The sequence below is a fragment of the Jeotgalibacillus sp. JSM ZJ347 genome, assembly GCF_044383825.1.
Taxonomy (GTDB): Bacteria; Bacillota; Bacilli; order Bacillales; family Jeotgalibacillaceae; genus Jeotgalibacillus.
This window is the reverse complement of record NZ_JBISEN010000002.1, coordinates 984,988-997,524: the sequence shown is the minus strand read 5'-3', so window position 1 is coordinate 997,524 and position 12,537 is coordinate 984,988. Positions and strand designations below refer to the sequence as shown.

12 protein-coding genes and 1 riboswitch are annotated in these 12,537 nt (G+C 44.0%); all 12 genes read right to left on the bottom strand.

Annotation, left to right across the window (positions count from 1 at the left end; all coding sequences use genetic code 11):
• Positions 1-24: 24 nt before the first annotated feature.
• The 12 genes from ACH6CZ_RS10460 to ACH6CZ_RS10405 all read right to left on the bottom strand — a co-directional run bounded on the left by ACH6CZ_RS10460 (position 25) and on the right by ACH6CZ_RS10405 (position 12,474).
• A complete protein-coding gene (locus ACH6CZ_RS10460; RefSeq protein WP_374097370.1) occupies positions 25-693 on the bottom strand; it encodes a methionine ABC transporter permease in 669 nt (222 codons plus the stop codon).
• On the bottom strand, positions 686-1,711 hold the full coding sequence (locus ACH6CZ_RS10455) for a methionine ABC transporter ATP-binding protein (RefSeq protein WP_374097460.1): 1,026 nt from the start codon (positions 1,709-1,711) through the stop codon (positions 686-688). Before ACH6CZ_RS10455 ends, ACH6CZ_RS10460 begins: the two co-directional genes overlap by 8 nt.
• A 144-nt stretch (positions 1,712-1,855) precedes the next feature.
• Positions 1,856-1,958, bottom strand: a riboswitch (SAM riboswitch).
• 95 nt (positions 1,959-2,053) lie between these two features.
• On the bottom strand, positions 2,054-2,383 hold the full coding sequence (locus ACH6CZ_RS10450) for a thioredoxin family protein (protein ID WP_374097369.1): 330 nt from the start codon (positions 2,381-2,383) through the stop codon (positions 2,054-2,056).
• The gene (locus ACH6CZ_RS10445; RefSeq protein WP_374097368.1) at positions 2,383-2,739 is read right to left on the bottom strand and encodes a toprim domain-containing protein; all 357 of its coding nucleotides are present in this window, start codon (positions 2,737-2,739) and stop codon (positions 2,383-2,385) included. The genes ACH6CZ_RS10450 and ACH6CZ_RS10445 overlap by 1 nt, the downstream gene beginning before the upstream one ends.
• Positions 2,740-3,110: 371 nt before the next feature.
• Positions 3,111-3,494 carry a glycine cleavage system protein GcvH gene (gene gcvH / locus ACH6CZ_RS10440; protein ID WP_374097367.1) on the bottom strand — a complete coding sequence of 128 codons (384 nt, stop codon included), beginning with the start codon at positions 3,492-3,494 and terminating at the stop codon, positions 3,111-3,113.
• Positions 3,495-3,577: 83 nt separating this feature from the next.
• The gene (locus tag ACH6CZ_RS10435) at positions 3,578-3,937 is read right to left on the bottom strand and encodes an arsenate reductase family protein (RefSeq protein WP_374097366.1); all 360 of its coding nucleotides are present in this window, start codon (positions 3,935-3,937) and stop codon (positions 3,578-3,580) included.
• Positions 3,938-3,951: 14 nt separating this feature from the next.
• Positions 3,952-4,254 carry an ArsR/SmtB family transcription factor gene (locus ACH6CZ_RS10430; RefSeq protein ID WP_374097365.1) on the bottom strand — a complete coding sequence of 101 codons (303 nt, stop codon included), beginning with the start codon at positions 4,252-4,254 and terminating at the stop codon, positions 3,952-3,954.
• A 13-nt stretch (positions 4,255-4,267) separates the two neighbouring features.
• Positions 4,268-5,038: an SDR family NAD(P)-dependent oxidoreductase gene (locus ACH6CZ_RS10425; RefSeq protein ID WP_374097364.1), complete on the bottom strand. Its 771-nt coding sequence runs from the start codon at positions 5,036-5,038 to the stop codon at positions 4,268-4,270.
• 336 nt (positions 5,039-5,374) lie between these two features.
• Positions 5,375-7,159 (bottom strand): acyl-CoA dehydrogenase family protein, encoded by a 1,785-nt coding sequence (locus ACH6CZ_RS10420; protein WP_374097363.1) that lies wholly within the window; start codon positions 7,157-7,159, stop codon positions 5,375-5,377.
• Between the two features lie 207 nt (positions 7,160-7,366).
• Positions 7,367-8,545, bottom strand: a complete 1,179-nt coding sequence (locus ACH6CZ_RS10415) for an acetyl-CoA C-acetyltransferase (RefSeq protein ID WP_374097362.1) — start codon at positions 8,543-8,545, stop codon at positions 7,367-7,369.
• Positions 8,546-8,775: 230 nt separating this feature from the next.
• Positions 8,776-11,154 (bottom strand): 3-hydroxyacyl-CoA dehydrogenase/enoyl-CoA hydratase family protein, encoded by a 2,379-nt coding sequence (locus tag ACH6CZ_RS10410; protein ID WP_374097361.1) that lies wholly within the window; start codon positions 11,152-11,154, stop codon positions 8,776-8,778.
• Positions 11,155-11,556: 402 nt separating this feature from the next.
• Entirely contained in the window at positions 11,557-12,474 is a 918-nt protein-coding gene (locus ACH6CZ_RS10405) for a proline dehydrogenase family protein (protein WP_374097360.1), read from the bottom strand.
• Positions 12,475-12,537: the final 63 nt, after the last annotated feature.

Genomic DNA, 12,537 nt, shown 5'->3' with positions numbered 1-12,537 from the left:
ATGTGTTTTTTATAATAAGCTAAATTAGCGTTTATCCAGTTTGTTGGTGAAGAAGTCTCCAAAGAATTGAATGATGAAGACGATTGCTAGGATAATGATGGTTGCTGCGAGTGTGACATCGTCTCTGCTTCGCTGGAAACCATCAAGAAATGCCAGGTTACCAAGTCCGCCCGCTCCGATAACACCAGCCATTGCTGTATAACCGACAAGCGCGATCGCTGTAACCGTGATTCCTGAGATCAGCGCTGGCATTGATTCCGGCAGTAATACTTTAAATATAATCGTGCTTACCTTTGCACCCATTGATCTTGCTGCTTCAATAACCCCTTTATCAATTTCACGCAGTGCGATTTCAACCATTCGTGCATAGAATGGAGCTGCACCGATAATCAGTGCAGGCAGTGCTGCATCCGCTCCCCTGATTGTTCCGAGGAGAAAGCGTGTAAACGGGATCAGCAGTACAATTAAAATGATAAATGGAATTGACCTGAATATATTAACGAGTGCTGTTGTAATGGTGTAGGCGATTTTGTTCTCCCACAGGTTTCCTTTAGAAGTGAGAAACAATAGCAATCCGAGTGCGAGTCCCAACACAAATGTGATCACAACTGACAGCACAGTCATATAAATTGTTTCATATGTCGCTTCCCACATGACCGGCCACTCAACGTTCGGAAAAATCTGCTCAATCATGCGTGATCACCTCCACTCCAACACTTGCCGCTTCTAAAAATTCAATCGCACGCTCAAGCTCGTCCTGCTTACCGTGTAAATGAATAAACAGTGAACCGTATGCGCCATTTTGCGTCTGAGAAATTTTCCCCTGCAGAATATTCACCTGCAGATCAAATGAACGGATCAGGTTTGTAACGACCGGCTGCTCTGCTGATTCTCCAACGAATGACAGCTTAACCACTTTACCATCCTGATATTCTTCAAGAAGATGTTCAATCGTTTCTTTTGTTTCTTCAGGCTCTGTTACCTGCTGAACAAAGCGTTTCGTAATCTTTTCTTTCGGCTGCTTAAATACTTCAAGCACATCTCCGAGTTCAACAACTTTTCCGCCTTCCATGACTGCCACACGGTGACAGATCTTTCTGATCACATGCATTTCATGTGTGATCAGGACAATTGTCAGCCCGAGACGTTTGTTAATATCAACGAGCAGTTCAAGAATCGCATCTGTTGTCTGAGGATCAAGCGCTGAAGTTGCTTCGTCACACAGCAGCACTTCAGGGTCATTCGCAAGCGCTCTTGCAATCCCGACTCTCTGCTTCTGACCGCCACTCAGCTGGGACGGATATGCATCTCCACGTCCCTCCAGACCAACCAGCTCAATCAGTTCATTGACTCTCTTTTGCCTCTCCTGCTTTGGTACGCCAGCAATTTCAAGAGGAAAAGCAATATTTTCACTGACAGTGCGTGACCAGAGTAGATTAAAATGCTGGAAGATCATACTGATTTTCTGTCTTGCTTTTCTTAAATCGCCTCCTTTGATAGAGGAAATCAGCTTGCCGTTTATATCCACTTTACCTTCTGACGGCTGTTCAAGACCGTTCAACATGCGAATCAATGTACTTTTACCGGCACCGCTGTAGCCAATAACCCCAAATATTTCGCCTTCCTGGATTTCCAGATTGACTTTATCTACTGCAGTCAGCGAACCGCTTCTTGTTTTAAATACTTTTTTTACATCTGAGATGGTTATCATACCATCACCTACTTTCGTCAATTAACTTATTATCCCGTTAAAGTGGGACATTAAAATGATTCCATAAATTGCCCACTCATCTACAAAAACGAAAACGCCTCTCTGCGTGATGAGCAGAAAGGCGTCCAAAATTAAAACGGCTTTCTCTCATCTGCCAGGTTTTCACCTGTGTGACTTGGCACCTTTCCAGTAAACTGTCGGTTGCCGGGCTTCATAGGGCACTTCCCTCCGCCGCTCTTGATAAGAGTTTCGCGTATTTAGTTAAGATTCATTAAGAGTACGAGACAAATCGTATCATGACCCTAAAATTAATGTCAACGATTTTTTTCAAAAATTGCACATTTACTTTTCGACCGGCTGCCTGGAAAGTTCTTCGAAAGCTTCAAAAATCGTTGGAACCGATTCGAATTTATAGATTTTCTGCACCATTTCGCCGTTTTTAAATAACAGTAGACACGGTACGCTCTCGATCTGATAGCGTTCTGCAAGCGGCTCGACGTAATTTAGATCCGCTTTACCGATTTCAGTGTCTTTAATTGCTGCTGCTGTAACTTCAAGCATTTTACCTGCAAGCTTACATGTCCCGCACATTGGTGTATACAAATACATCGCTGCTTGCTGTTGCTGCTGTAATCGCTGATCCAGATCCTCAATTGTCCATTCTTTTATCATTAAAGATTCATCCTTTTTTCTAAAAACTCAGTGTAAATATCAATGTTCGCACCCGCTAAAATAACTGCCAGGTGCTGCTCAGGCGCAGTTGCAACCTCACGATAGGCTCTGTCGATATACAGATGATCGGCTTCGGGCATCTCTCTTTTAAACTGTTTTCGCAGTTTTTCGCCTGCATCATCCGCATCCACAAGCACATAGACATCTTTTTCATACAATTCATCAATCAGTTCATCCATTTTTGAAAGGCTGATTGTGCCGTTTGTACAAATGATATCTACCGGTTCTCTAATAATCGGCTGTACCTTGCGTTTATCAGATTTGCCTTCAACAATAATAACCTTTTTGCACTCCATTTCCCATCACACCCTCACCTAAGGATCGCACGGCTTTCTTACATGGTATGCTGCTGCTTTAATTGTCGCCTGTACAGTGAAGAAATGCAAGTAAATGAGATGGGGAAGTTCCTTTTGCAGTAGTACTTTACCTTAGAAGGTGTGGTTTGCCAATTATCATTCAGGAGTTTTTAAAGAAATATTTATACTTGCACTGCAGGTGATTGGATCGTAAGGGGGCGACTCCTGTGGCATGAAGGGACAGGTGAGGCATACGGCGAAGCCTGCTGGCTCACCGCCCGGCCACGCAAAGCGTCTCCCTGAAGCGGAAATCACCTGCCACTTTTTGATAGCAAAATACCGCTCACCAAACCAGGTGAACGGCATGTTAATCAGTCTTCGTCTGTCATTTTGTCATATGCTTCAGCATCCATCAGTTCGTCAACTTCTGATTCGTCAGAAAGTTCTACTACGACCATCCATGCTTTTTCATATGGAGATTCGTTAACGTATTCAGGGCTGTCTTCAAGGTCTTCGTTTACCTCAACGACTTTACCGCTGACTGGTGCGTAAAGTTCTGAAACTGTTTTCACAGATTCAACACTGCCAAATGGCTCGTCTGCCTGCAGCTCGTCGCCAACTTCCGGCAGTTCAACGAATACGATATCGCCAAGTTCTGATTGTGCAAATTCAGTAATACCGATTCGTGCTTTACCGTCTTCAACTTTTACCCATTCGTGTTCTTCTGAATAACGTAATTCTTTTGGTGAACTCATGTATTTTCCCTCCGCATATGAATGATTTCTATACTACTTCATATTGGCATAACAGGTGCCTGAAAACAAGAATTGTTTCTGATTTAGCCCTGCCATTTTTCCTCAAATTCAGGTTCTTTAAATCCAACAGTGACTTGTGTGCCATCAGTTGTCAGCGGACGCTTGATCAGCTTGCCATCTGAAGCCAGTAATTCAAGCTTTTCATCATCTGACATGTCAGCCAGTTTGTCTTTCAGGCCAAGCTCCCGGTACTTTACGCCGCTTGTATTAAAGAACTTCTTCAGTTCCATACCACTTTTTTTATGTAGCTCAGAAAGTTCCTCTTTTGAAGGTGGTGAATCAATTAAGTGAATTTCTTCGTATGACACCTCGTTTTGATCCAGCCATTTTTTTGCTTTGCGGCACGTACCGCATTTTGGGTACGTATAAAAAGTAATCGCCATGTTAACTCCTCCTTTTAATAACAGCGGTCTTCCACTGTAATGATCAGATGCTTTAACGTCTCAAGCGCACCCTCAAGTGCAAGGGAATAATTGCGCTGTGTGCCATGCTGTTCCATTTTTAAAATACCCTGTTCACGCAGAATTTTCAAATGATGAGAAACAGCAGGACGGGATAGTGGAAGCCTTTCCGTTAGTTCATTCACTGTCATTGAATCGGCATCTGACAGCATTAAGACAATATCCTGACGATAAGGATCACTTAATGCCTGAAATAACGGTATACAATCCCGAAATGCTTTTTCTGCTTGTTCCCCCATCGTTGTCACCTCACTACTCTCTTTCCTGAGTTTTTCTTACAATACCGGCAGCAGCCGATCTGGAGATAAGTCGGCTCGCTCTGGACTGAAGCTTGTTCATCCCGCCAGGAATAATCTGCTTTTTCCCATTCATGAATTCGATAAACGCAATCTTTGCTACCGCCTGCGGTTTCATCGTACCGTTCTTAAATAACTTTGAATCATTCAGCTCAGCAGTGTCTTTAAATCCGGTGCTTGTAGGTCCGGGATATAACCCTGACACCTGCACACCATGCTCAGCCCATTCATTATCAAGCGCCTCAGTAAATGATTTCACATATGCTTTTGATGCATAATACACAGACATTAATGGTCCCGGGAAAAACGCAGCTGTCGAAGCGACATTCAGTATCTTACCTGATTTCGCATTCACCATCTCCCGGCCAAACAGCTTTGTCAGCTCAGTTAATGACGTAATATTTAACTGAATCATTTCCTGTTCCTTTTGAAGATCAGTCTGATGAAACTCTCCAAATAAACCGACGCCTGCGTTATTAATCAGAATATCAACCTGCAAATCCTGTCCTTTCACCTCAGCAAAAAGAGCCTCGGCAGCACCCGCTTTTGATAAATCACTTTGAAAAACATGCGTCTCAATCGTATATTTCTCTCTCAATTCATCCGCCAGTTCATTCAGCTTATCCATACTTCTCGCCGCAAGAATCAACGTATGCCCCTTTTCTGCAAAAAGCTTCGCCAACTCTTTTCCAATCCCGCCAGACGCACCCGTAATCAACACATTCATCCAACCACACTCCTTATGTCTATATGTTTAAAAGTTTAGACATATTTTAAATACTTATATACAGAATGTCAATTGAAGATGCTTTCACAAGAAAGTTTATTGTTGCTAAATTTTCAATCTGATTAATTCACCCACATTTAATTTGAACCTTAGTGCAGCGAAGCGGAAGGGGGGCGACTCCGGGACGATAAGTTGGAAGCTGAGACCCCACAAGCGAAGCCGAGGAGGCTCAGCAACAACCGGCCGGAAAGCGTCCCCCTTGAAGCGCAGCGGAACGGATAAAGAGCCTGAAACATAATCCGTTTCAGACTCTTTAAGTAGGTTTTATTCAATTAATTAAACGACAAACTTCTCAGCATTAATCAGCTTCGCAGCCGCTTCACGCTTCACTGGAATCAGGTTTACCGGAGTGAAACGAGTAAACTTGCGAAGTGCTGAAAGCATCATGCGCAGTGAATCACCACTCTCAGCAGCAATCAGCGTTTCTTTCGCATGCTGTTCGATCTCGTTGAACGCTTCCTGACAGAAGATCTGCGTATAAAGAACCTTCTGCTGGTTCTTCTCTAGACCTGATTTTTCAACAGCCTTCTGTGTACGAAGAAGTGAAGACTCCATCGCATAAGCAAGTGATACGATATCAGCAATATTCACAAGGATTTCTTGCTCTGCTTCAAGCGCTTTGCCGTACTTCTGTGCAGCAAGACCTGCAGCAAGAAGACCGATCTTCTTCGCATTTTTCACAAGATACTCTTCCTGCTTTAACGGCTCATCGCTGATTTCTTCAGGCATCATCGTCATCAATTCTTCCTGAAGCGCCTGTGCTTTTTGAAGTAATGGCAGTTCGCCCTTCATTGCTTTACGAAGGTATGTTCCTGGAACCAATAAGCGGTTAATTTCATTTGTCCCTTCAAAGATACGGTTGATACGTGAGTCACGGTAGATGCGCTCTACTTCATACTCCTGCATAAAGCCGTAACCGCCGTGCAGCTGAACTGCCTCATCTGCAATATAATCAAGTGATTCAGTACCGAATACTTTGTTCAGTGAACATTCGATTGCATATTCAGCAATTGATTTCGCTACTTCTTTACCGTCTTTGATTTCCTCATCAGACAGCTGGCTCATACGATCTTCAAACAGACCAACTGTACGGTAAACTGAGCTTTCTGTTGCATAAAGCTTCGCACCCATTGTCGCAAGCTTTTCCTTAGTCAGGTTAAAGCTTGAGATTGGTGTATTAAACTGCTTACGCTCGTTTGTATATTTCACAGCAAGTTCAAGCGCACGCTTTGAAGCACCAACTGTACCTACGCCAAGCTTATAACGGCCGATGTTCAGAATGTTAAATGCAATCACGTGACCTTTACCAGCGTCACCAAGCAGGTTTTCAACCGGTACTTCTGCATCTTCAAGGATCAGCGTACGAGTTGAAGAACTCTTAATACCCATCTTTTTCTCTTCAGCACCAACCGAAACGCCCGGGAAGTCGCGTTCTACGATAAATGTAGAGAAGTGCTCGCCGTCGATTTTTGCATAAACAACAAATACATCAGCAAAGCCTGCATTTGTAATCCATTGCTTTTCACCGTTTAATACATAGTGAGTGCCAGCTTCGTTTAGCTTAGCAGTTGTTTTTGCGCCAAGTGCATCAGAACCAGAACCCGGCTCAGTCAGTGCATAAGCTGCAATTTTTTCACCAGTCGCAAGTGTTGGCAGATACTTTTGCTTTTGATCTTCGTTTCCGAAAAGAACGATCGGCAATGAACCAATTCCTACGTGTGCACCGTGAGTAATTGAGAAACCGCCGGCGCGTGACATTTTTTCAGCGATTAAAGCTGAGCTGACCTTATCAAGTCCAAGACCGCCGTACTCTTCAGGAACATCTGCTCCTAAAAGACCAAGATCCCCTGCTTTTTTCAGAAGCTTAACTGAACGGTCGAACTCGTGGTTTTCAATGTGCTCAACTTCAGGAACTACTTCGTTAATCACATAATCCTCAGTTGTTTTTGCAATCATTTTCTGCTCGTCAGTGTAATCCTCCGGTGTGAATACGTTAGAAGCTTCAACATCCTCAATCAGAAAGCTGCCGCCTTTTACCAATGCTTTTGTTTCGTTTGACATGAAAAATTCCTCCCTTTATGTTCTTTTATTAAAATTGAAATTAGTAGCAAGTCATTTTCCAGGCTGCGAATGCAGCGGAAGGCGGCGACTCCGGGACGATTAGTGGGAAGCTGAGACCCCGCAAGGCTTGCCTGAGGAGGCTCAGCAACCACCGTCCGGAAAGCGTCCGCCTGGAGCGGAATGAGCAGCCGGCCTATGGAAAGTTAATTAGTTAATCATTTCAAAGACGCCTGCTGCGCCCATTCCGCCGCCGATACACATTGTGACAACGCCGAATTGCTGCTGTCTGCGCTTCAATTCATGAAGCAGCGACAGTGTCAGTTTTGTTCCAGTACAGCCAAGCGGGTGACCAAGTGCGATCGCACCGCCGTTTACATTCACAATGTCTTCATTTAAGCCAAGCTGTCTGATGACCTGAATTGACTGTGAAGCAAAAGCTTCATTCAGTTCAAACAGATCAATGTCAGATAATGAAAGTCCTGCAAGTTTCAATGCTTTAGGAATGGCTTCAACCGGACCCACACCCATGATTTCAGGTGGGACGCCGCCTACTGCGAATGAACGGAATTTAGCGATTGGCTTCAGTCCAAGTGACTCTGCTTTTTCACGATCCATCACCATCACAGCTGCCGCTCCGTCGCTCGTCTGAGAAGCATTACCAGCTGTTACTGAACCAGTCGTTGAAAATGCCGGGCGAAGTTTACCGAGTGATTCAACAGAAGAGTCAGGGCGAACGCCTTCATCTCTTGAGAAAGTAAATGTTTCTTCTTTCATCTTATAATCTTCTCCAACTGTACGGCGTGTGACTTCCACCGGTACAATTTCTTCATCAAATACGCCGCCGTGAACAGCTTGAGCTGCTTTCTGATGACTTCTTACTGCAAAAGCATCCTGGTCTTCACGTGAAATACCGAATTTCTTCGCTACTTCCTCTGCTGTGTGACCCATGCTCATGTAGTATTCAGGCATTTCTTCAGCGATTTTTGAATTTGGTCGGACTGTATGACCCATCATTGGCACAAGGCTCATTGACTCTGCTCCGCCTGCAATAATTGTATCTGCCTGACCAAGCATAATGCGCTCTGCGCCGTATGCGATTGACTGCAGTCCTGATGAGCAATAGCGGTTAATCGTGATTGCAGGTACTGTGTAATTCAGTCCTGCAAGTGCACCGATGTTCCGCGCCATATTCATTCCCTGTTCTGCTTCCGGCATTGCACAGCCGAAGATCAGATCATCAATTTCACCGTCATAGTTTCCTGCACGCTTTAGTGTTTCTCTGACAGCAAGTGCGCCCAAATCATCCGGACGTACATGAGCCAGTGATCCTTTTTTTGCTTTGCCGACCGGCGTTCTTGCTCCGGCAACGATTACTGCTTCACGCATAATGCTCCCCCTTAAAAACTCGATTTATCTGATTAGACCGTCGAACTGCGCTCCGGGCGGATGCTTTCCGCGGGGACGGCGGTGAGCCTCCTCAGCTTCGCTTCCGGGGTCTCACCTGTCCGTCTAATCCCGCCGGAGTCACCGCCCTCCACTCCGTTCGACTAGATGGTAATTTAAATTTCAAAGTTGCTGATATAAAGTCAAATCCTCAACTGATATTAATTGAAAAATCAGTTACGCAGCGGCTTGCCTTTTACGAGCATGTGCTGCATGCGCTGTTGTGATTTTGGTTTTTCGATCAGGCTCAGAAATGCTTCTCTTTCAAGCTGAAGCAGGTACTCTTCGTCTACTTCCGTTCCATAAGGTACCTTTCCACCTGCGATGACGTATGCAAGTTTCTTAGCAATTTTCAGATCATGCTCTGAGATAAAGCCTGATTGATACATCGACTGTGCTCCAAGAAGTAATGTTGCGTATCCCGGTTCGCCGACGACAGGCACTTTCTTTTTAACAGGTGTGGTATAGTTCTCAGCTAAATGAAGGACTGCCTGCTTTGCGTCATAGATCAGGTGATCTCCGTTTACGCTGATTCCGTCAGACTGGCTCAGGAAGTTGTAGTCTCTTGCTTCAGCGGCAGATGTTGATACTTTCGCCATGGCGATCATTTCAAACACTCTGTTTGCTACCTTTTGAAGATCGAAGTCTACGCCTTTTGGCAGGCTGTTGTAGTAATTCAGGTAAAGTTCTTTGTTACCGCCACCGCCAGGAATCAAGCCTACGCCCACTTCTACAAGACCCATATATGTTTCAGCTGATGCCTGAATATGGTCAGCCGGCAGACAAACTTCAGTTCCGCCACCCAGCGTCATGCCAAATGGTGCAGCTACTACAGGGAATGAGCTGTATTTCAGCTTCATCATCGCCTGCTGGAAGTGCTTTACGACCATATCGATTTCAAAAATGTTGTCATCCTGTGCTTCCATTAAGATCATGGCAAGGTTTGCGCCGACACAGAAGTTTTTACCCTGGTTACCGATCACAAGCCCTTTATAATTTTTAGAAACTTCATCTACTGCGTAATTGATCATCTGAGTGATATCCATACCAATCGCATTGTTAGGTGAAGTGAATTCTAAAAGCGCAACGCCGTCTCCAAGGTCTATCAGGCTTGCACCTGAGTTTTTCTTAATGACACCGTTCTTTTTCTTCAGACGCTTCAGGTCAATCACTTTTGCATTTTCCTGTACCGGCTGATATGCACCGTCATGAAAGAAGAAAAGGTCTCCGTTTTCTTCTTTGTAGAAAGAGTCGTGGCCGTTTGCGATCATGTCTTCAACCCACTCAGGTACATTCAATCCTTCAGCTTTCATACGCTCAACTGATTTCGCTACGCCGATTGCATCCCATGTTTCAAATGGTCCTTTACCCCAGCCGAAGCCCCACTTCATTGCCTGATCAATACCCGTGATATCGTCTGCAATTTCTCCATTCAGTTCTGCTGAGTATACGAGAACTGGTGCAAGGATTGACCAGAGTAGTTCTGATGCACGGTCTTTTCCATAGACAAGTGTCTTCATCTTGCCTGAGAATCCTTTTTCCTGCTTTGCCATTTCGACTGAAGCGGCTTTCAACTTCCCGCGCGCTTCGTATTCAAGCGTTTCAGGATTTAACTGAAGGATTTCTTTTCCTTCTTTTTTGAAGAAGCCCTGGCCAGACTTACTGCCAAGCCAGCCGTTATCACGCATTTTCAGCATGAAGTCCGGCACGTCAAATACTTCCTTCTCCTCGCCATCAACCTGATCATAGACGTTTTTCGCAACGTGGATAAATGTATCAAGACCAACCACATCAAGTGTTCTGAAAGTAGCGCTCTTTGGACGTCCGATTAATGGACCCGTAACCGAGTCGACTTCTCCAACGCTGTATCCGCTTTTCAGCATTTCTTTTACCGTTACAAGTAAACCGTATGTTCCAATCCTGTTAGCGATAAAGTTCGGTGTATCCTTTGCAAATACAACTCCTTTACCAAGCGTATCTTCACCAAACGTTTTCATGAACTGAACGACTTCCGGATCAGTTGAACTTGCCGGAATGACTTCAAGCAGCTTTAAGTAACGAGGTGGGTTGAAAAAGTGTGTGCCAAGGAAATGTTTGCTGAAATCCTCAGATCTTCCTTCAACCATTGCTTCTATTGAAATACCTGATGTATTAGAACTTACAATACTGCCAGGCTTTCTATATTGATCTACTTTCTCAAATACTTTCTTTTTCACATCAAGGTTTTCAACAACGACTTCAATGATCCAGTCTGCCTTACCCAGCTGATCCATATGATCTTCAAGGTTACCTGCTGTAATCAGTGCAGCATTTGACTTTGAAGCAAGCGGTGCTGGTTTTTGTTTGAATAATTTTTGTACAGCTCCCTGACTCAGGCGGTTTCTGACCTGCGGACTTTCAAGCGTCAGTCCCTTTGCCTGTTCTGCTTCTGTTAATTCCTTTGGCACAATGTCCAGTAGAAGCGACGGAATACCGATATTTGCAAGGTGGGCAGCAATGCCTGAGCCCATGACACCCGAGCCGATCACTACTGCTTTTTGAATGTGTCTCATCTATTAAAGATCCCCCTTTTAAACTAAATCCGCTTTTTTGAATGAATACTCATTCATTTTACGGCAAAAAAATATAAGAAAATTCTCTACACTTCTATCTTAATCAAGTTTTCAGAATAAAGCAACAGTAAATTAGAAGCGCTTTCATAAATAGAGGAAAAATTTTCAGCATGACATTTTTGAGGCGCTCGAGACTGTTTGTTATGGTTCTTTTCCGGGAGGTAGCAATCCCCGCTAAAGTTGTAGCGATACACCCGGGAGGTTGCACTAATCATGCTAAAAGTTGTAGCAATCAAGCCAAAAGTTCACCTGATCCAGTCCGAAGTTGTAGCAACTCACATTTAAAAGATCGCTTTCAACAGCAAAATCAAAAAGACTGCCCAAATTGGACAGTCCTCACATTTACTTACTAATAATCCCCTTTGCCACAAACGCCACATTCTGAGGACGTTCAGCCAGACGGCGCATAAAGTAGCCGTACCAGTCAGTACCGAATGGTGTGTACACACGCATTTTGTAGCCCTGTTTGTGCAGCTCCCGCTGGCGCTCTTCACGAATACCATATAGCATCTGGAATTCGAATTGATCCTTTGAAATTCCATGTTCTTCAACAAGCTTTAATGTATAGTCAATGATTGCATCATCATGGGTAGCGACTGCTGTGTAGTTCCCATTTAACAGATGCATTTTAATAATCTTTTTGAAGTTCTCATCCACATCCCGCTTTTCAGGAAATGCAACTTCCGGTGATTCTTTGTAAGCCCCTTTTACCAGGCGCAGATTTGGAGAATATTCATTGAGCATTTTGATGTCTTCTTCAGTACGGTAAAGATACGCCTGAATCACTGTACCAATATGATCGTATTCGGATTTCAGCTGAGTGAATACATCAATCGTTTTACCGCAGCGCTCATAGTCTTCCATATCAATTGTGACAAACACGCCATGCTCAGTTGCCGCATCAAGGATTCTTCTCATATTTTCAAGGACAATCTCTTCTGAAAGATCAAGTCCCAAAGATGTTAATTTTAATGAAAGCTCTGAGTCCAGATTGTTTGTACCAATGCCACGGACAGCTTCGATACATAGCTCTGTGATTTCTTCTGCTTCCTGCTCATTGTCCACAAATTCCCCAAGACAATCAAGGGTTACACATAAACCTTCTTCGTTCAACTCTTTAATCGTCTGCACTGCCTGTTCAACTGTTTCTCCTGCAACGAATCTGTTCGCACCAAACTTCAAACCATACTGTTTGGCTGCTTTCGTCATCGGCTTATTTGAAGATAAAAACAAAAAGAAATCACGCATCACTTTTTCCATGATGACTAACCCCCTGAATCATAAATTTTGCAACCGCTTTCTATTTTTTCAAAATAAAGAATC

Excerpts from the sequence above, each read along its gene's own strand:
- ACH6CZ_RS10430 (WP_374097365.1), bottom strand. The coding sequence starts at position 4,254 with ATGGGGGAACAAGCAGAAAAAGCATTTCGGGATTGTATACCGTTATTT.
- gcvH (WP_374097367.1), bottom strand. The coding sequence starts at position 3,494 with ATGAGTTCACCAAAAGAATTACGTTATTCAGAAGAACACGAATGGGTA.
- ACH6CZ_RS10415 (WP_374097362.1), bottom strand. The coding sequence starts at position 8,545 with ATGCGTGAAGCAGTAATCGTTGCCGGAGCAAGAACGCCGGTCGGCAAA.
- ACH6CZ_RS10435 (WP_374097366.1), bottom strand. The coding sequence starts at position 3,937 with ATGGCGATTACTTTTTATACGTACCCAAAATGCGGTACGTGCCGCAAA.
- ACH6CZ_RS10420 (WP_374097363.1), bottom strand. The coding sequence starts at position 7,159 with ATGTCAAACGAAACAAAAGCATTGGTAAAAGGCGGCAGCTTTCTGATT.
- ACH6CZ_RS10455 (WP_374097460.1), bottom strand. The coding sequence starts at position 1,711 with ATGATAACCATCTCAGATGTAAAAAAAGTATTTAAAACAAGAAGCGGT.
- ACH6CZ_RS10405 (WP_374097360.1), bottom strand. The coding sequence starts at position 12,474 with ATGGAAAAAGTGATGCGTGATTTCTTTTTGTTTTTATCTTCAAATAAG.
- ACH6CZ_RS10425 (WP_374097364.1), bottom strand. The coding sequence starts at position 5,038 with ATGAATGTGTTGATTACGGGTGCGTCTGGCGGGATTGGAAAAGAGTTG.
- ACH6CZ_RS10450 (WP_374097369.1), bottom strand. The coding sequence starts at position 2,383 with ATGATAAAAGAATGGACAATTGAGGATCTGGATCAGCGATTACAGCAG.
- ACH6CZ_RS10445 (WP_374097368.1), bottom strand. The coding sequence starts at position 2,739 with ATGGAGTGCAAAAAGGTTATTATTGTTGAAGGCAAATCTGATAAACGC.
- ACH6CZ_RS10410 (WP_374097361.1), bottom strand. The coding sequence starts at position 11,154 with ATGAGACACATTCAAAAAGCAGTAGTGATCGGCTCGGGTGTCATGGGC.
- ACH6CZ_RS10460 (WP_374097370.1), bottom strand. The coding sequence starts at position 693 with ATGATTGAGCAGATTTTTCCGAACGTTGAGTGGCCGGTCATGTGGGAA.